This window comes from Flavobacteriales bacterium (assembly GCA_019694795.1).
Classification (GTDB): domain Bacteria; phylum Bacteroidota; class Bacteroidia; order Flavobacteriales_D; family UBA2798; genus UBA2798.
The window spans coordinates 179644-198081 of sequence record JAIBBF010000001.1 but is presented as its reverse complement, the minus strand read 5'-3'; the positions used below and the strand labels follow the sequence as shown (position 1 = coordinate 198081).

General features: G+C 42.0%; 13 protein-coding genes. 5 read left to right on the top strand and 8 right to left on the bottom strand.

What is annotated here, in order from left to right:
* Nucleotide 1: 1 nt before the first annotated feature.
* The 3 genes from K1X56_00770 (at nt 2) to K1X56_00760 (ending at nt 6272) form a co-directional block, all read left to right on the top strand.
* Nucleotides 2-1738 carry a hypothetical protein gene (locus K1X56_00770; protein MBX7093226.1) on the top strand — a complete coding sequence of 579 codons (1737 nt, stop codon included), beginning with the start codon at nt 2-4 and terminating at the stop codon, nt 1736-1738.
* A gap of 459 nt (nt 1739-2197) precedes the next feature.
* Complete coding sequence (gene gyrB, locus K1X56_00765; protein ID MBX7093225.1) at nt 2198-4156, top strand: DNA topoisomerase (ATP-hydrolyzing) subunit B; 1959 nt, start codon at nt 2198-2200, stop codon at nt 4154-4156.
* Nucleotides 4157-4277: 121 nt separating this feature from the next.
* Entirely contained in the window at nt 4278-6272 is a 1995-nt protein-coding gene (locus K1X56_00760; protein MBX7093224.1) for a mucoidy inhibitor MuiA family protein, read from the top strand.
* Nucleotides 6273-6347: 75 nt separating this feature from the next.
* Here K1X56_00760 and yidC read toward each other — a convergent pair whose 3' ends face one another.
* Nucleotides 6348-8312: a membrane protein insertase YidC gene (gene yidC, locus K1X56_00755; GenBank protein MBX7093223.1), complete on the bottom strand. Its 1965-nt coding sequence runs from the start codon at nt 8310-8312 to the stop codon at nt 6348-6350.
* A gap of 235 nt (nt 8313-8547) precedes the next feature.
* Between yidC and K1X56_00750 the strand changes: the two genes are divergently transcribed.
* Nucleotides 8548-9306, top strand: a complete 759-nt coding sequence (locus K1X56_00750; protein MBX7093222.1) for an energy transducer TonB — start codon at nt 8548-8550, stop codon at nt 9304-9306.
* A gap of 3 nt (nt 9307-9309) precedes the next feature.
* Here K1X56_00750 and rffA read toward each other — a convergent pair whose 3' ends face one another.
* The 3 genes from rffA to K1X56_00735 all read right to left on the bottom strand — a co-directional run bounded on the left by rffA (nt 9310) and on the right by K1X56_00735 (nt 13146).
* Nucleotides 9310-10425 carry a dTDP-4-amino-4,6-dideoxygalactose transaminase gene (gene rffA / locus K1X56_00745; protein ID MBX7093221.1) on the bottom strand — a complete coding sequence of 372 codons (1116 nt, stop codon included), beginning with the start codon at nt 10423-10425 and terminating at the stop codon, nt 9310-9312.
* A 79-nt stretch (nt 10426-10504) separates the two neighbouring features.
* A complete protein-coding gene (locus tag K1X56_00740) occupies nt 10505-11779 on the bottom strand; it encodes a serine hydroxymethyltransferase (GenBank protein ID MBX7093220.1) in 1275 nt (424 codons plus the stop codon).
* A 41-nt stretch (nt 11780-11820) separates the two neighbouring features.
* Nucleotides 11821-13146: a hypothetical protein gene (locus K1X56_00735; protein MBX7093219.1), complete on the bottom strand. Its 1326-nt coding sequence runs from the start codon at nt 13144-13146 to the stop codon at nt 11821-11823.
* 51 nt (nt 13147-13197) lie between these two features.
* On the opposite strand from K1X56_00735, the gene K1X56_00730 reads away from it, so the two are divergent.
* Nucleotides 13198-14733: a fused MFS/spermidine synthase gene (locus tag K1X56_00730; protein ID MBX7093218.1), complete on the top strand. Its 1536-nt coding sequence runs from the start codon at nt 13198-13200 to the stop codon at nt 14731-14733.
* Here K1X56_00730 and K1X56_00725 read toward each other — a convergent pair.
* Genes K1X56_00725 through K1X56_00710 form a run of 4 tightly spaced genes read right to left on the bottom strand, consistent with a single transcriptional unit; the run spans nt 14714 to nt 18382 of the window.
* A complete protein-coding gene (locus K1X56_00725; protein MBX7093217.1) occupies nt 14714-15208 on the bottom strand; it encodes a hypothetical protein in 495 nt (164 codons plus the stop codon). The genes K1X56_00730 and K1X56_00725 overlap by 20 nt on opposite strands.
* Nucleotides 15205-15726, bottom strand: coding sequence for an exosortase/archaeosortase family protein (locus K1X56_00720; GenBank protein ID MBX7093216.1), 522 nt, complete (start codon nt 15724-15726; stop codon nt 15205-15207). The genes K1X56_00725 and K1X56_00720 overlap by 4 nt, the downstream gene beginning before the upstream one ends.
* 39 nt (nt 15727-15765) lie before the next feature.
* Nucleotides 15766-15993 (bottom strand): hypothetical protein, encoded by a 228-nt coding sequence (locus K1X56_00715; GenBank protein MBX7093215.1) that lies wholly within the window; start codon nt 15991-15993, stop codon nt 15766-15768.
* 19 nt (nt 15994-16012) lie between these two features.
* Nucleotides 16013-18382 carry a hypothetical protein gene (locus K1X56_00710; GenBank protein ID MBX7093214.1) on the bottom strand — a complete coding sequence of 790 codons (2370 nt, stop codon included), beginning with the start codon at nt 18380-18382 and terminating at the stop codon, nt 16013-16015.
* Between the last annotated feature and the right edge of the window lie 56 nt (nt 18383-18438).

The window sequence follows — 18438 nt, the reverse complement described above, 5'->3', positions numbered from 1 at the left end:
CATGAGAAAAGTCAAAATAGCAATTGTTTTCATCGCCGCTTGTATAGGAACTATTTCCTATGCACAGGAAACAGGTGGTGGAGAAACGTATTCAACCGTTATTGTGAGCGGACTTCCACGTTCCCTGGTGCGTACTACTAAATTAGGAGAGAGTCCGAAAACTGCAGATACCACAGTGGCTGTTCCTCCAATGACGTATAACAATCTTCCGGGACAATCATCCGTAAAATTCGAGCCCGAAAAAATTTCTGCGGCCAATGTTTTTCCTAAAACTCCATTAACAAAACTTTATCGTTTTTATGCCAAGGGAGGAATTGGTAATTATGTAATGCCACTTGCAGAATTGTATGTGAACGATTTGTATAACAAGAAAGGAAGTTGGGGAGCGCATTTAAAACATTTCTCCTCCAATGGTGGAATAAAAGATGTGGGATTCAGTGGTTTTTCGGACAATGAATTATCGGCCTACGGAAAGTATTTTGTGAATAAGCTGGAGATAGGCGGTGATGTTTCGTATAAGCGAAATGTAGTGCATTATTACGGTTTTGATCCGGACAGCTTTAACTGGGCAAAGGATACCATTCGCCAGCGATTTAATTTTATCGGTGCCAATGCCTATCTGAGCACTTATACACCGGATTCACTGAAGATCAATCACCGTGAAGAATTGAGTTATTATTATTTCAACGACCTGTTTGGTGCGAATGAAAACTACATCAAGGGTGGTACCTCTCTTGCAAAGAAAATGGGTAAGGAAATTTATGGTCTTGATTTTTCGTTGTTGTACAATTCCTTTAAAGGGACTTATAACTATGATAGTTGTCTAACTTGTTTAGAAGATAAAAAAACGGTTACGGCACAAGAAAATTTTCTGGCAGTATTTAATCCGCACATCATTTCCAAAGGGAAAAACTGGATTGGAAAAGCTGGTTTAAAAGTAGCTATGGATGTCTATAGCGGCGATGCCAGTTTTTATTTTTTCCCGGATGTAGAATTCAGGTATAGTTTGTTCAACGATATTTTTGTCCCCTATGCCGGAGCAGATGGTGGTGTTCGCAGAAATGGTTATAAAACATTAACCGATGAAAATCCGTTTTTAATGACCTTTAATCAGGACCTGCGAAACACCATTGATAAATTGAATGTGTATGGTGGTATCCGTGGCACATTTAGTTCTACGCTTTCATTCAATGCCAAGTTTTCATTTACGAAAATGAAAGATCTGGCGATGTTTGTTACGGATACGGTTTTTTCTCCGCAGACCAAATTCGGATTGGTGTACGACAATGGGGATTTAATTCGGTTGAGTGGTCAGATTAATTGGCAGAAAACAGAAAAAATTAAAGTCCTGCTTCGCGGAGAATATTTCCATTATAATTTAACCAATGAAGAACACGCCTGGGGAATTCCTGATTTAAAAATTACGGCTTCCGGTTTTTATGATTTATACGATAAGCTGGTTATTCGTGCTGATATATTTTTTGTTGGAAATCGTTGGGCACGTTCTCCTTTTGCAGTGGATGGAGCGGAAGAGGTTAGCTATGACAATGGCGACAAAACCTACGCTTACAAAATGAAACCTTTTGTTGATGCAAACCTTGGTATTGAGTACCGCTATACAAAACGCATTTCTGCTTTTTTAAACATCAACAACATTGCTGCACAACGCTATCAGTACTGGTATAAATATCCCGTTCAGGGTATAAATATCCTGGGCGGAGCCACTTATTCGTTTTAAGGGCAAATTTCGCGTTGGAGAGCTTTATAGTTATTAACACTTGTCTGAACCGAATTTTGGAATCTAAGGCCTGTAAAATCCCTTTTCAGGCCTTTTCTTTTGGGGTGCATCCAGTTGTATGGAATTCCAGAAAATGGACGGCGTTTAACCGTGTCGTTTCTCTGATATTTCAAGGTGTTGTTTATCAGTTATGTAGGGTTGGTGTGGTGCATGTATTCGGATTGGATTCCGGGATGATTGAATAAAATGGGATTGATTTTTTAGTGTAAAGATGAATCTCCGAGTTTCACAAGTTTTTGGTTGATTTTTTCTTTCAACAATTACCTTGTTTTTGATCCTGTTTTCTGTTGATTTTTTTTTGATTTTCTACTCCATTTTTAAGCTCTTTTTCCCTCTTTAATTGGGCTATAATGTTATCTTTGTTTTCCTTTAAAAATCACATTAAAAATCTGATAAAAAATGAGTGAAACAACCGAGAAAAAAGCTGGTGAATATTCGGCGGATAGTATACAGGTTCTGGAAGGTCTTGAAGCGGTTCGTAAACGTCCTGCGATGTACATCGGAGATGTCGGTGAAAAAGGTCTCCATCACCTGGTGTATGAGGTGGTAGATAACTCGATTGACGAGGCCCTTGCGGGTCACTGTACGCATGTTGAAGTGTGGATCAATGAAGACAATTCGATTACCGTTAAGGATAATGGTCGCGGTATTCCGGTAGATTTCCACGAAAAGGAGCAGCGTTCTGCTTTAGAAGTGGTAATGACGGTGCTTCACGCCGGTGGTAAATTTGACAAGGATTCGTATAAGGTTTCCGGTGGATTGCACGGTGTAGGGGTATCGTGTGTAAATGCACTTTCTACTGCATTGAAAGTTGAAGTTCACCGTAGTGGTAAGCATTATGTGCAGGAGTATTCCATTGGTAAACCACTTTATTCGGTAAAGGAAGTTGGTGAAACGGATTATCGCGGAACGATTGTTACGTTTAAGCCGGACACTTCTATTTTCTTCGTTCATGAATATAAATTCGATACGCTGGCGACCCGTTTGCGCGAGTTGGCTTTTTTGAATAAAGGAATTCACTTGAGTTTAACGGATAAACGTTCGGCAGACGACAATGGCGAATTCCGCAGAGAAGAATATTTTTCTGAAGGTGGATTAAAAGAGTTTGTTCGTTTTCTGGATCAAAACCGTGAAGCCCTGATGGCTGATGTGGTGTATATGGAAGGCGAAAAAGCCGGAATTCCTGTTGAGGTGGCGATGATTTACAATACATCGTTTTCCGAAAACATTCACTCGTACGTAAACAACATCAATACGCATGAAGGCGGTACACACCTTGCCGGTTTTCGTCGCGGTTTAACACGTACGTTGAAAAAGTATGCAGATGATTCGGGGATGCTCAAGAACTTGAAATTTGAAATTTCGGGTGATGATTTTCGTGAAGGATTAACCGCTATCGTTTCTGTAAAAGTTGCAGAGCCATTGTTTGAGGGTCAGACCAAAACTAAATTGGGGAACAATGAAGTAATGGGGGCAGTTGATCAGGCCGTAGGCGAAATGCTGAACAATTACCTCGAAGAAAATCCGAAAGACGCCCGTCAGATCGTAAACAAAGTAATTCTTGCCGCTACTGCTCGTCACGCCGCCCGTAAAGCGCGTGAAATGGTGCAGCGTAAGAGTGTAATGGGTGGAACATCATTGCCGGGTAAACTGGCAGACTGCTCCGAACGTGATCCGGCTGCTTGCGAATTATTCCTCGTTGAGGGTGATTCTGCGGGTGGAACAGCGAAGCAGGGACGCGATCGTCGTTTTCAGGCGATTATGCCGCTACGTGGTAAAATCCTGAATGTGGAGAAAGCGATGTACCACAAAATTTTCGAAAACGAAGAGATTAAAAATATTTACACCGCATTAGGGGTTAAAGTTGGAACCGAGGAAGATTCCAAAGCACTGGATATCTCCAGACTCCGTTACCACAAAATCGTTATCATGACCGATGCCGATGTGGATGGAAGTCACATTACCACTTTAATTCTAACCTTCCTGTTCCGTTACATGAAAGAACTCATTGAAAATGGATATGTTTACATTGCTACCCCGCCGCTGTATCTCGTTAAGAAAGGACAACAAGCGAAATACGCATGGAACGATGAACAACGTGATCAGTTTATTGCGGAGTTAAAAGGACAAGGGAAAGACAGTAGCGTAAACATTCAGCGTTATAAAGGTCTTGGAGAGATGAATGCAGAACAATTGTGGGAAACCACCATGAATCCTGAATTCAGAACCCTGCGCCAGGTTACCATTGAAAGTGCAGCAGAATGTGATCGTATATTCTCCATGCTTATGGGAGATGACGTTCCGCCTCGCCGCGAATTCATTGAGAAAAATGCGAAATACGCAAAAATTGATATTTGATGGATGTATCTTCATCAAGGAAGCCGGTTCAGTAATGGACCGGCTTTTTTTATACCAATCTGATTTTTTTGCGTTTGCTTATGGAATTATTCTCCTCACGCATCTTATACTAAAAAGCGCTATGAAAAAAATCATCCTCTTGTTGTGCCTTTCACCTCTTAGTTTGTGGGGTAAGGACCTTGAATTAAAAACCGCTATTCGCGATGTCACCGTCTTCACCGCAGGTGCGCAGGTGAACAGAACCGGCTATTTGCTTATTCCGGCAGGTGAACATGAAATAAAAATTAAAGATGCCACACCACTTCTGAAAAAAGAAAGTCTGCAAGTAAGAACAGATGCAGATATTACCATCCTTTCCGTAAATCACCAGGTGAACTACGACGACCAGGAGTTGAGTAAAACGAGAAATACGGAACTGGAAATTAAGAAAAAAGAATTGCAGCGAAGTTCAGAAGACCTCATTGCGAAATTCAGTGTATTGCAAGCCGAAGAAAACATTATTGGCAATTTGCAATACATTTCCACTACTACCCAAGGTGTAACAGTAGAACAGGTTGTAAAAGCACAGGAAATGCTGCGTTTAAAAATGAATGCAATTATGACGGAGCAATTATCGGTAAAGCGGCAATTGGATCAGATTGCAGAGAATTTGCAAAACATCATGCAGCAAATTGTTGCACTTAATATTTCCCGTCAAACCGTTTCTTATGAGGTAGTCATAAAAGTGCTGGCCACAAAAGAAACCAAAGCAGATTTTGAAATTGGATACATCGTTCCCAACGCACGCTGGTTTCCGAGTTATGATATCCGTGTAAAAAATGTTGGAGAACCAATGCTGATTGAATACAAAGCCAATGTGATGCAAAACTCCGGCGAGAACTGGGAGAATGTAAAAATAAAATTGTCCACCGGCGATCCTTCCCGCAGCAGCAGAGCACCTCAGATTCAACCCTGGTACTTGCAGCTCAATCAATCGTATCAATCCCCCATTCCGCAATCCAATTATTATCAGTATACCGATAGCCGCTATGTAAAAGTGAAAGGTGTTGTTTACAGCAAAGAAACCGGAGAGCCTTTAAAGGGAAGTGTGATTATGGTAAACGGAACCAATGTGGGAACCACCAGCGATTCGGAAGGGAAATTTGCATTGACCTTGCCACAAAACGGGAATGCTTTAACGATTTCTTTTGTCGGATATCAAAATCAATCCATCAGTGTGAACGATGATGAATTTATTGTTTACATGGAACCCTTAAAACAACAAGAAGAAATTGTAGTGGCTGTGGATAAGCGTCCGGAAATAGTTTTTAGTGGAAATGGAATGGGTTATGCAGATGGAGCCATCATTGCCAATGAAGGCACTTCGCAATTGTATTATGCGTCACCAAGCATGATGATGAATGCGACTTCATTGCAGGAAGTGGAGGTGAAAAGTATTCGTAAAACACGGTCTAAAAAATCCGGACAAACCCAAAATGCGCAGCCGCAGGTTAGTCCACAACTCAACATTGTTAATGCGGAATTTGTAATTGAAGAAAAATATTCGATTCCCTCCAATCAGCAATCTTACACCGTGCAAATTCAAAGTATTCTAGCTCCTGCTCAATATCAATATTATTGCGCTCCGCGGTTAGATAAAGATGTTTTTCTCACTGCACGCATGAGTGATTGGGAGCAATACAATTTTCTGGAAGGACAAGCGAATGTATTTTTCGAAAATACCTTTATCGGCAATACCTTACTCGATACAAAATTTCTGAAGGATACACTCGATATTTCATTAGGTCGCGATAAAGGCGTGCGGGTTGAACGAAAAAAAGTGAAAGAATATAGCAAACGACAATTTATCGGTAATGATCAAACCACTTCCAGACAATGGGATATTACAGTACGCAATGGTAAAAACAAAGCCATCGATATTATTATCGAGGATCAGTTTCCATTATCCTCTGTTTCTTCTATTGAAGTTAAACGGGAAGAAAAAAGTGGCGGGTCACTGAATGATCAAACCGGTGTGGTAACCTGGAAAATAAAATTGGAACCCGGACAAAACAATCAGTTTAAATTGATGTATAGTGTAAAACATCCGAAGGGGACATTTATAGGATTGGATTAAATCGGTTAAAATAGCTGTACTATAATAAAAAAAGACGACCATTGGTCGTCTTTTTTTATATCGATTTATGCTTTATTATTTTTTACCGCCATTTTTTTTCTGTTGTTGCATGCGCTGAGCTTCTTCGAGACGTTGCATGAATGCGGATTTCTTTTGAGTCTTCGGATTTTTTCTGTTTTCGTGAATTTGAGCCAGAATTTTTTGTTCATCGATGAACCATTTTTTAATTCCCCACATAATTACCAGCGACATGATGTTTGAGATGAAGTAATAGAAACTCAAACCGGAAGCCATGCTGTTGAAGAAGAAAATCATCATTACCGGGAAGAAGTACATCATGAATTTCATCCCTGGCATGGAAGTGTCCATCTGTCCACTGTTCATGCGTGTAATTAAAATGGTAGATACAGCCATTAATAAAGCGAACAATGAAATATGATCGCCATACAATGGAATGCTGAATCCGAAATTTAAAACAGAATCATAGGAAGATAAATCCTCAGCCCACAGGAAGCCTTGTTGACGTAACTGAATTGCCGATGGGAAAAAGCGGAACACGGCAATCAATACCGGCATCTGAATTAACATAGGAATACAACCCGCCATAGGATTTACACCGGATTTACGGTAGAGGGCCATTACCTCTTGTTGTTTTTTCAATGGATCATCCGTTCCAATGCGTTTTCCGATTTCATCTACTTCCGGTTTCAAAACACGCATTTTTGCGCTCGACTTATAGTTTTTATAAGTCAATGGCATAATGATGATTTTTACGATCAGGGTCAACAGGATAATGATTAAACCGTAATTGATGCCCAGTGAATCCAGTAAATTAAATACCGGAATAACCAGCCACTTATTCACCCAACCGAAAATTCCCCAACCGATGTTAACGATGTCCTCCATACCATTGTTGAACTTCGCCAGTTCATCACGGTCGTTGGGACCGAAATAGAATTGTAAAGCCACATTACTTTTTGCAGCATCTGCAGTGGAAATATTTAAATCGGCATTGTATTCTTTGATGTACTTTTTAGAATTAATCATGTTGATGGAAATTTGAGATCCATCGTAATTAATTCCCTTTTCCGACATCACTACTGCCGAGAAATAACTTTGTTTAAAGGCAATCCATGAAGCATTTGCTTCCAGGGTCAATTGATCGGAAGATGATTCACTTAAATAAGATCTTCCGGATTCGGTGTATTTAAAGAATACAGAGGAAGTGATTTTTTCATTATCCACCAATCGCTCGGTAGAGAGTAATTTCGAATTCCAGTTCATCTCCAACGATGATGCAACGCCTTCACTTTCCAATCCCACCACATTTATATCCATTTTAATGGCATATCCATCTTCTGGAAGCGTATAGACTACTTCGAGGTATTTCCCTGCATTCTCAGTTGCAAAGCGGTAGGTGATTTTATTGTTTTCGCCGCTGACTTTTAGCAAAGGTCCGGAAGTGGTTTGAGCAAAAAGGTCAAGCGTATTCAGTTGCAGGTTGCCCATGTTAAAACGCAACCCGATGCTGGTAGAATCTTCATCGAACAAACGTAAAGGCTGATCGCTATTGGCAACGAAATCGCTATAGGTGCGGTAATTTTTTACCTCGGCACTTACAATGCGTGCACCCTGATTGGTGGTGGTTACACGGATCTTATCGTTTTCGATAACGGCATATTTCTTTTCTCCTTTGGCAGAAGCAGAAAAAATTCCAAAACGCTCATTCAGTTTAGAACTTTCCTGTGCCATTTGAATTGAATCTCTAACGGCAGAAAGGGAATCAGCATTTAAGCCAATTAAACTTGAATCTGTTGCCGGAACCACTACTTCATTTCCTGCATTGTTCAAAACGGCAGTTTTGCTGCTGTCTTTTTCAACCTGAAGTTTTGTTTTCTGAGCTGCCTCTTCGGCGCGGGCAATTGAATCGCGTTGTTGAGCAATTAAACGCTGCTCTTCTTCCGAAGGCGAATTGAAAATGGAAAAAATCACCAGTATTCCGGCGATGAGGATTAATCCAATAACGGAATTTCTATCCATTGAACGTGTTGTTTTTTAGAAGGGGCAAAGGTAATGATTCCCTTTAATTGAACAGTAAGACGAATGAGGCAGGATTAATATTTTGAATGTTTACCATTAATATCGTAATCAACTGTTTATTAGATTGTTGTGTTTGTTTCTAAATGGATTTCTATTTTTTGATTTCACTTTTGTGAACGAAACACAAGGAAAAGGGTAACAGTTGATAGGCAGGAAACGTAGATTTGTAGCGTAAATGATTAGTGATTTTATCATAAAACACCGTTGGGGAATTATCGGAACCTTTGTGTTGCACATGGGCTTTCTGGTGTATAGCCAGAGTGTGGTGGTCACCAAATACGTTCCGGCGCTGCAGCTGGAGGAGGAAAGTTCTATTCCCGTAGAAGTGGTGCAGGAAGATCCTAAACCCGAAGAATTGATGCAGACAGATGCCAATGGAAAAATTATCAATACCGAATTTAATAAGGCCGATAAACAGGAAGCAAGTACTCAGAAATACGATGCACGTTTCGATAAGTCGAGTGTAGAGAAAAGTGTGTACGAGGAATTAAAAGCCATGGAGAAAGCGGAGTTTGATAAACTGGCTAACGAGCGAGGCGGCGATCCGAATGCGATTCAAACCAATACGCAAAAAGAAAAAGTCAATCCCAATCCGAATCCCGATCCCAACGACAAAAAAAATAACGAGGGTAGTTCTTCCGGGGCGATGAAGGGAACAACTACAGTGGACTATGATCTTGGCGGACGAAGACACGAAAAACTTCCCAAGCCTTCGTATACCTGTATCGGTAGTGGCACCATTGTGATGAAAATAAAAGTGAACCGCAGCGGAAAAGTAACAAGTGCGAGTATCGATAATTCAAAGTCGAATGTCACCGACGATTGCATGCGCAGTGCGGCCATGACCTATGTGTACCGTGCAAAATTCGAAGCCTCATCTACTGCGCCGGAACCTCAGGAGGGAACCATCACTTACCGCTATATTCAGCAATAAGCATCAGAACGCAAGCAAGGTTTTTATCACTTGTTCCATTTCTGCTTTTGTAATGGAATGATAAAGTGGGAGACGAATTAATGCATCGCCAAAAGCTTCTGCATGCGGTAGGGATACATCTCCATAATGTTGTTTTGCAAATTCACTTTGGTGCAAAGGCAAATAATGAAACACCACTTTGATATCGTTTTTTGCAAACCATGAAATAAGCCGGTCGCGCGTTTCCTTATCCTTACAACGAATAAAAAAGTGATGCGCATTGTGCCGCATATAATCTTCTACCTGTGGAAGTCCCCAGTGTTCGCTTTTTACATTATGTAGTTGCTCGAAATAAAAATTCCAGTTACTGATGCGTTGTTGCGTGATGTCTTTTCCCGCTGTGAGTTGTGCCAGTAAAAAAGCAGCATTTAATTCTGAAGGTGTATACGAAGAACCAATCGATTTCCATTCGTACGATGACACTTTACCTCGTAAAAATTCGATGCGGTTGGTTCCTTTCTCCAATAGAATTTCTGCCTGAGCTCTTAGTTTTTTATTGTTCACCACCAAAGCACCGCCTTCTCCGCAGTGAATGTTTTTTGTTTCATGAAAAGAAAAAGCCGCCAGATCTCCAAAGCTTCCAAGAGGTGTATCGTTGTACTGCGAAAAAACGCATTGGGCAGCATCTTCTATGAGAAAGATATTTTTCTCCATAGCCAGTTTCATGATAGCTGCCATATCGCAAGCCATTCCTGCATAGTGCACAATCACTATCGCTTTTGTTTTTTCATTGATCAATTTGCGAACCGATTGCGGATCGATATTCGGATGATCTTTGCAGGAATCGGCAAAGCGTATTTGTGCTCCTCTTAATGCAAAGGCATTGGCCGTGCTCACGAAAGTGTAGGAGGGAACAATCACCTCATCGCCGGGTTGAATATCGATCAGCAAAGCTGCCATTTCGAGTGCAGCCGTGCATGAGGTGGTGAGAAAAACTTCGGGAAAAGAAAATTCCTTTTTCAAAAAATCAGTACACGCCCGGGTAAATGAACCACCACCGGAAAAGTGATTTTCACGGATGCAATCGGCCAGGTATTTTTCTTCGAGGCCGGTAAGCGTGGGACGATGAAAAGGGATCATTGTATAAATATAACAAAAGCAAGACGCAGCGAAGAGCAAAAGGTTGTAAAGAAAAAGGACTCCGAAGAGTCCTTTTCAATTACCATGCAAACAGCGGGCGACCACCCATCAGTTGATTCACCTCTTTTCTCACTTCATCAATCACCGATTGGTTGTCCATATTCATTAACACTTTATCCATCAGTTCCACCACTTTCGGAATGTCGTTTTCTTTCAGTCCGCGTGTAGTTATAGCCGGCGTTCCAACACGAATTCCCGAAGTAACAAAAGGCGATTTGTCATCGAATGGAACCATGTTTTTATTTACTGTAATATCGGCGAGTACCAAGGCATTTTCTGCGGCTTTACCGGTCAGGTTTTTAGAACGGAGATCAATCAGCATGCTGTGATTATCGGTACCTCCGCTAATCACTTTATATCCGCGGGCAATAAATTCCTCCGCCATTTTTGCTGCATTTTTTATTACCTGTTTTCCGTATTCTTTAAACTCAGGCGAAAGTGCTTCACCAAAAGCAACAGCTTTGGAAGCAATCACATGTTCCAACGGACCACCCTGTGTTCCCGGGAAAACGGCTGCATCTAAAAGTGCCGACATTTTTTTGATTTCACCCTTTGGTGTTTTATGTCCCCACGGATTATCAAAATCTTTCCCCATCATAATGATTCCACCGCGTGGTCCGCGCAAGGTTTTGTGTGTGGTTGAGGTAACGATATGGCAATGCGGCATCGGATCGTTCAGTAATCCCGCAGCAATTAATCCCGCAGGGTGAGAAATATCGGCCATTAACAAAGCACCAATTCCATCTGCAATTTTGCGCAAACGGGCATAATCCCAATCGCGCGCATAGGCAGAGGCACCGCAGATGATGAGTTTTGGCATACATTCTTTGGCCTTGGCTTCCACTTTATCATAATCAACACGACCTGTAGCTTCTTCTACACCGTAAAAATTCGGACGATATAATTTTCCTGAAAAGTTAACCGGTGAACCGTGTGTGAGGTGACCACCGTGACTCAGATCGAAACCGAGAATGGTATCTCCCGGATTTAAAACCGCCAGCATTACAGCGGCATTTGCCTGAGCACCCGAGTGAGGTTGTACATTGGCCCATTCTGCACCGAACAATTGTTTTAAACGATCTATTGCCAATTGTTCCACTTTATCTACTACTTCGCAACCACCGTAATAACGCTTGGAGGGAAGTCCTTCTGCATATTTATTTGTGAGTACAGAACCCATGGCCTGCATCACTTGTTCACTTACAAAATTCTCAGAAGCAATCAGCTCGATACCACGAGTCTGACGTTCTTTTTCTTCATCGATTAAATGGAAAATGGTTTCGTCGCGTTTCATAGAGGAAAAATATGGGGCGAAGATAAAAAGAAAATTATCCTTTAAGCTTGTTCTGCGCCTATTCCTTTTTTCATCACCCGGTGATAATAACCCAATGCTGCTAAAACCAGTAAAAAAGGCAGCCAGGGAATGCGAAAACGGGCCTCCATTTCTGCACCGCTACCGGTGATGAAGGCATAAATGAGGGGCAGAATAAGAAGTGTGAAATAAGTTAGGTTCAGCCAGTTTTTAATCGAGAAAAGAGCCAATACTACGCCGGTCCAAATCATCATTGTTTGCAACTCTTGCACGATGATGAGCAGGAAGGTGAAGGGATCAGTTTCGGTATTTCTCCAGGCTTGTTGCATTGCTTCGCCCGAGCGTTGTTGGAGCAGATATCCGCGCATGGGATAAAACCAAAGCCGAAGTTCAGCACCGAGTGCATGGTAGATGGCAGATGACGGATGATTTTTTATTTCCCGCAATGCCAGTTCCTGTAATGCGCCGTAAAATTCTAAGGGATATTCATAGGGATTTTTCCCGATGTGCTGATGTGCTTCTTCGAATAATTGATGACGCGCTTCATTCAGTGAAATGTGTTCCTGTTCCGAGCGAAGCTGGGCAGCCGAAAAATAGGCCATATTAAAACTACCAATGCAGGAAAAATACCAATGACCCATGATCATGAAATTACGTAGCATCCACAGTGAAATCATTCCATAAAAAGGAATTTGCATGTAAATAAAAATGCGCCAGCCTATTTTTTTTCTGAGAGTAATTACCAATAAAAAAACACTGAGAAGGACCGGAAAATAAAGCAGAATCGGGCGGGTTAAAACGGCGAGTCCCAACAAGAACGATCCCCATAAAAAAAGTCTTGGCCTGCCGCTGTCGAATGCTTGTTTCCATTGGTAAAATGCTTCAATCAGCAAAAAAGAAAACAAGGTTTCCGTCATCACCAGGGTGGAAAAAACAATAGAAGGAATATCCATTGCCAGCAACAAACCCATCAGGTAAATTATTTTTTTATTAGCGCTGAGTTGTTCGGTCCATTGCATCACCCGGTGAATAATCCAGAGCGACATGAATAGCTGTAGCACCAGGGTGAAAAAGTATAGCTCCGATTGACCCCCGCTTAATATTAAAAACAAGGGATAAAGTGGCGTGCGGAATACATCGGGATAATAAGGTTCTTCAACACTCATGCTGTAGGTGTTTCCGTTCATGATGTTTTGCGCAATAGCAATATAGCCCTCGGAATCGGCCAGTCGCGTGCTGTTTTCAGGATGGGGAAGGGTCAGAAGCCAGAGTAAACGCAAGAAAAAGGCAAGGAGAAGGATTTTTCCTTTACCGCTTTTTATTCCATATATCCAATGCTCTACCATCATAACGAAGATAGGGGATTAAATAAGGAATAAAGAATTGACTATTTTCGTTGTGTGAAAGCCGCTCAAACATTTCTTTTACTTTCCTTTCTCGAAGGAGCCTCGGTGATGGCCGCGGAATTGATCGGGGCCAAAATGATGGCACCCTTTTTCGGTTCGTCACTCTATGTTTGGTCGGCCGTAATGGCCATTACCCTCGGTGGATTAGCCGGTGGATATTTTACGGGCGGATTTTTCTCTTCGAAAAAAGATCCGGAAAAGGCCTTGTACAAAGTGCTGGTGCTTGCTGCGGTTTTTATGATCCTGTTACCCTTTACCGGAAAATTCACTTTGCACCTATTCGGTTATTTATCCCTCTTGCCGGCCGTTACCATTAGTTCACTCATCATCTTATTCCCTCCGGTGTTTATGATGGGAATGGTTTCGCCATTAATTATCCGGAATATTACACGCGATGTGGAGCATGCCGGACAAGCGGCCGGAACCATTTACGCTATTTCTACACTGGGAGGAATCCTTGCCACTTTTGCATTTGGGTTTTGGATTATTCCTTATTTCGGACTCAGCTACCCGGCCATCATCACCGGAATTGTATTGGGAATTTATCCGGCAATTCTGCTTTTAAAAAAAAAAGACTTTAGCGGATTAGCCTTGCTTTTCTTTTTTTTCTGGATGCTACAATTTGCAGCAGCTCCCCGTTTGGCCAATGCAGTAAAATTAGTTTACAACTCAGAAGGGTTATTGGGACAAGTCATGATCCTCGATTTTCCCAATGATATTTATTCGGGCGACACTTCTCGCCACGGCCAATACACCCGCTGGTTATTTGTAAACCGCGTTTCGCAATCGATGTATAATCCCTATGCCGATACCGCCGCCGGGGAAGAAATGTATTTCAGTTACATTCATCAACTGGAGACGCTTGCTGATACCTTTAGCATAGAACAACCAAAGGCATTAGTATTGGGCTTAGGAGGAGGATCCGCTGCCCAGATGTTATACCGCCAGGGGTTTCAGGTAGAAGTTTGCGAACTCGATGCGCGAATGGAATACGTGGCTCGGAACTATTTTGGACTATCACCCGAGGTGAAGGTGAACATCGACGATGCCCGGCATTTTATCCGCACTACGAAAAATAAATACGATTTAATATTATTCGATACGTTTAAAGGAGAAGATACCCCCAGTCATTTAATCACCCGTGAAAGCATAGAGGAAATCAAAACCTTGCTTTCGGAAAATGGAATTTTACTGATCAACAGTTTCGGTTTTATTGATGGAGAAAAAGGAAGAGGTGCCCGTTGTATTTTTAAAACCATACGCCATGCGGGATTGGAAGCGATTATCTGGCCCACGCATGAAGATGTGGAAACACGAAATCTGGTTTTTGTTGCAGGGAGAAATCCTATACCCGACAATGCTGTTTTTTATTCGGAAAAAGAATTGAATTTAGAGGATGCACTGGTGTTGAGCGATGAATATCCACTCTATGAAATCATCAATGCTCCGGCGGGATTATCGTGGCGCAGGGCCGTTATTCAATCGCTCAAAAAAGATCCGTATCAGGGATCTATTCCGGTGTTTGAGTAGAAGATGTTGTTTTTGCCAATGGCGAAAGCAATAATGCCGCAACAATCAAAAATAATACCGGCGATTGTGCCGCACCCATCATCCAGCGCGCAAAATAATACCATTGCTCTTGCATCCCCGAAATTTTTCCCACCAGCATGGCAAGTGCCGATAAAACAATGGCTGCAGCGTAAATTAAAATCAGCCAGAAATAATGTTCACGGCGATGAAACCAAATGCGGATTCCCAAACAGGAAATTCCAAAAAACACCAATGAAAATCCCAATGTAGCTATCCATTTTAGTTTCAGCAGGGCAGCAAGACTCAGGTTACCCATGAATTGGAGTCCAAATTGAAATTCGAAGGAATCGGTTCCGTATTCGAGCACAGAAATCTGCGCGTTGAGGTGACGAAAAAAGGCATCACGGTATAAACCGCAACATGCAAAGAGGAAAATCATTGCAAGAATACCACCAACCATTCGCCAACGATTCATGCTGCCTGTCGATTTTCTTTTTCTTCTTTACGGATAAACCAATACCAGAGGAAAAAAATGTAGCCGTACATCAGAAAAGTGAAGGTGTAACTGTGATTGAATTCCGTAACACTTCTGGAAATGGTTTCCATCACGGCAAGTGCAACAATGCGCAATACATTGAGTACATAAATAGAAATGGAACCGAGTGCAATAAAATAGAGTTTGCGTTTTATTTTTCCGGGATAGGCAATCATAAATCCGGCAAATAATGCAATCAGCGTTACGGCATTGCAGGCATCACCAACCGATAGACCGGAGGTTCCTTCCACCGCAAGAATTCTGCTGCTGTAGGTTACTACCGAATAACCGAGCAATTCCAGGAGATCTTCTGCCATCCAGATGGTGTAAAAAACAACACCCGAGTCCAAATCACCCTTCGGGTGAAGCCATAAATCGTAAAGCAGGAACCAGAGCAAATACAGTCCTGCAAAGCGAAGCAGAAATTTTGCGATCGGATGCCGGAGATTCAGGTCCATATTCGTTGAAAAAAAATCCCCGGAGGACCGGGGATCGTATTATGCAGTAGGTTGTTTTTTGTTCTTATCGTAAAGCTTTTTACCGGCAAAAGCGGCACCGGCTGCCCCCAGGAAAAGAAGTCCGCCATCAATAGGCACCGGACATGGAGGATAAGGCGCTACTCCGCATGGAGGGTTGGGAGGACCCATACCCATACCGGCATAAGCCATGTTGATTTGCGTTGCCAGAAAGGCCAGAAAAATAAGTAAGAGGAATTTCTTCGACATGGTGCAAATCTAATTAAAATCAGAGATTAAAGAATTTTTTGCTGATCATTTTATCGCCAAGTTGCACGTTTACAATGAAAATACCACTGTAGTCGGCCGGTAACTGGATGCGGATTTTTCCGGTGGATACGCTAACGCTGCGGGCATTAACGATATCCTGACCCAGTACATTTACAACAGAAATCACCGAGCTTTGGTCGCTATCTAAATTGTACTCCACAAACACACCTTCGCTGGTGCGATTGATGTTAACACCTTCCAATGCGGCAACTGCTGAGCTTTGAATTTTTTCGCAGGCGCTGTTGTTGTTGCTGAGGTGCAGTACAAAACGCGATTTTTCATTCTGACTTGCATTAAAACGGTAAGCCCCCGAGCTGAGGTCGTGGAACGAACCAGTTTTTTTATCCTCCAACACCACGCAGCTATAACCCAAATCCTGCGCAATACTCATGTCGTTAATCGAAAGCGTATAGAAACCTTCAATGCCAACGTTGTATTCGAGGGGGATTTGCTTTTCCAGTTCAAAAGGCATTTTGGAAATACGTAGCGCTTTTCCATCTGTGCTATATGAATAAAGAGCAGGAGCATGCTGATGAGGTACTTTTTTGAAAGTAACATCCGTGCCTTGTTCATATTCCGTTGAGGTATTACCTAAAAACTCGAAATAGGTACTAGAAGTAAATTTGGTTAAACCTTCACTTTCCAGCTTAAGCGCAAGTCGAACCTCTTCGCTGTTTCTAAAGGTACTCGAGGTAGTCGTTGTTTTAGCCGTTTCATTAAAGGTTAAGGTTGTAGAGGCTAAATTCGATTCTACCCAAAATCCCTGATGAGGAGCAACCTCACCACCGGTGGTATATGAAAAGTCTGAAATGGTTTCGTCATAAAAACCCCAGGTAGCTGCGATTTCGCCAGAATTCTGGCTTCTAAGAGTATTAATGGAAACATAAGAAGCAAACGGATTTCCAACTAAATTCCATCCATCATTAACCCGGGTCACAGTTACATTCACGGCTCCTGTATTCGGCGTTCCAACTGTTGTTAAGGTGGTGGCGTTAAAGGTGGTATAACCTCCGTCCGAGTCTAAATACACCTCATATCCAACTCCTGGAGTAAGTGCAGTTGCAGCTGATGTAATCGGAACATAATCAAATTGCACATCTTCATTGTACGACCATTGGGATGGATATGATCCGGGAGGATTATACGGGTAGATTAGCAATAACTCATTATCCCAATCCTGAAAGGTGGAAGATACAACAGGGCTGGACATATCTGAATATCCTGCCGAGCGGGCAGAGATAAATCGCTGGATTGTCATGGATCCGGAGATGGAACCAGTAACAGGGGCTATACGGGCAGTAGATCCTGCATTGGAGAGAAGTGTAATCAGGTTGCTTCCTGTGTTTACGTTTCCAGCCGATACAGTCATTACTCCGCTAATGGTGTAAGTGCCAGAGTTTACATTAACCCCGCTTGCATTGTTAAACGTTACATTGTTGAAGGCAATTGCAGAAGAGGAAGTCACGTTTTGAGCACTTGTTCCATTGAATGTTACATTACCGGTAGAAACGGTAAATGTTCCTGAATTCGCAAAATTTCCACCAACGCTAAAATCGAAGCCGTTCATGGAGAAACTCCTGGATGCGTTCACTGTAAAGTTACCATTTACAACGGAAGAAGAAGGCTGGGTAATATTTGTTCCATTGATCACCAGGTGATGAAATGTACTTGAGCTGGCTGCAGGTAGCGTACTGGAATTGTATTGAACGGTGACCGTATTTCCTGACGCTGAAGCGTTAAATACATTTCCGGCTCCGTTTAAAAATCCGGTCGTTTTAAGCGTTAAACTTCCTGTTGCTCCATTGGTAAAAGTAACATTGTTGCCGTTTACGGTTGATGTTAAAGTAAGAGATCCATTGTTAGTTACAACCACATTGTCGAGGAAACGAACAGTTACGTTTTTTGTTATAACTGTACCGGCACTGATAGTTCTGGTATTTGCGATAGTGTAACGAACACTAGCACCAAACGTACCTGTCCCGCTAATAAGGCCGGAATTTTTAAAGGAAATAGCACCCGAACTGCTTTCTATACCGTTGTTGGTATAATCACCCCAAATGTAAAGTACGGCAGAACCAATAGCGATATTACCGCCATTGTTTACGGTTAATGTCAGGCAATTCCCGTTGATGCCGCCACCAACAGTAACTACATGGCCAGATAGAATAGTAACATCATCATCTGCATCTGGAATCCCATTGGCATCTCCGGAAAAAATCCAAGTTCCGGGTTGGTCCCAGGCTCCGGTTCCATTGGAGGTAAACGTGCCTGCAATACTTGAATTAGATAATATTGCAAGAACAAAAATAAGTGGTACAAATCTATACATAGCCCAATTTCTTAATGGGTAAATTTACTAAAGAATTATTTTGAAAACGACAAAAA

Bases quoted from the DNA above. Each gene is read 5' to 3' on its own strand.
- K1X56_00770 (MBX7093226.1), top strand. From the start codon at position 2: ATGAGAAAAGTCAAAATAGCAATTGTTTTCATCGCCGCTTGTATAGGA.
- gyrB (MBX7093225.1), top strand. From the start codon at position 2,198: ATGAGTGAAACAACCGAGAAAAAAGCTGGTGAATATTCGGCGGATAGT.
- K1X56_00760 (MBX7093224.1), top strand. From the start codon at position 4,278: ATGAAAAAAATCATCCTCTTGTTGTGCCTTTCACCTCTTAGTTTGTGG.
- yidC (MBX7093223.1), bottom strand. From the start codon at position 8,312: ATGGATAGAAATTCCGTTATTGGATTAATCCTCATCGCCGGAATACTG.
- K1X56_00750 (MBX7093222.1), top strand. From the start codon at position 8,548: ATGATTAGTGATTTTATCATAAAACACCGTTGGGGAATTATCGGAACC.
- rffA (MBX7093221.1), bottom strand. From the start codon at position 10,425: ATGATCCCTTTTCATCGTCCCACGCTTACCGGCCTCGAAGAAAAATAC.
- K1X56_00740 (MBX7093220.1), bottom strand. From the start codon at position 11,779: ATGAAACGCGACGAAACCATTTTCCATTTAATCGATGAAGAAAAAGAA.
- K1X56_00735 (MBX7093219.1), bottom strand. From the start codon at position 13,146: ATGATGGTAGAGCATTGGATATATGGAATAAAAAGCGGTAAAGGAAAA.
- K1X56_00725 (MBX7093217.1), bottom strand. From the start codon at position 15,208: ATGAATCGTTGGCGAATGGTTGGTGGTATTCTTGCAATGATTTTCCTC.
- K1X56_00720 (MBX7093216.1), bottom strand. From the start codon at position 15,726: ATGGACCTGAATCTCCGGCATCCGATCGCAAAATTTCTGCTTCGCTTT.
- K1X56_00715 (MBX7093215.1), bottom strand. From the start codon at position 15,993: ATGTCGAAGAAATTCCTCTTACTTATTTTTCTGGCCTTTCTGGCAACG.
- K1X56_00710 (MBX7093214.1), bottom strand. From the start codon at position 18,382: ATGTATAGATTTGTACCACTTATTTTTGTTCTTGCAATATTATCTAAT.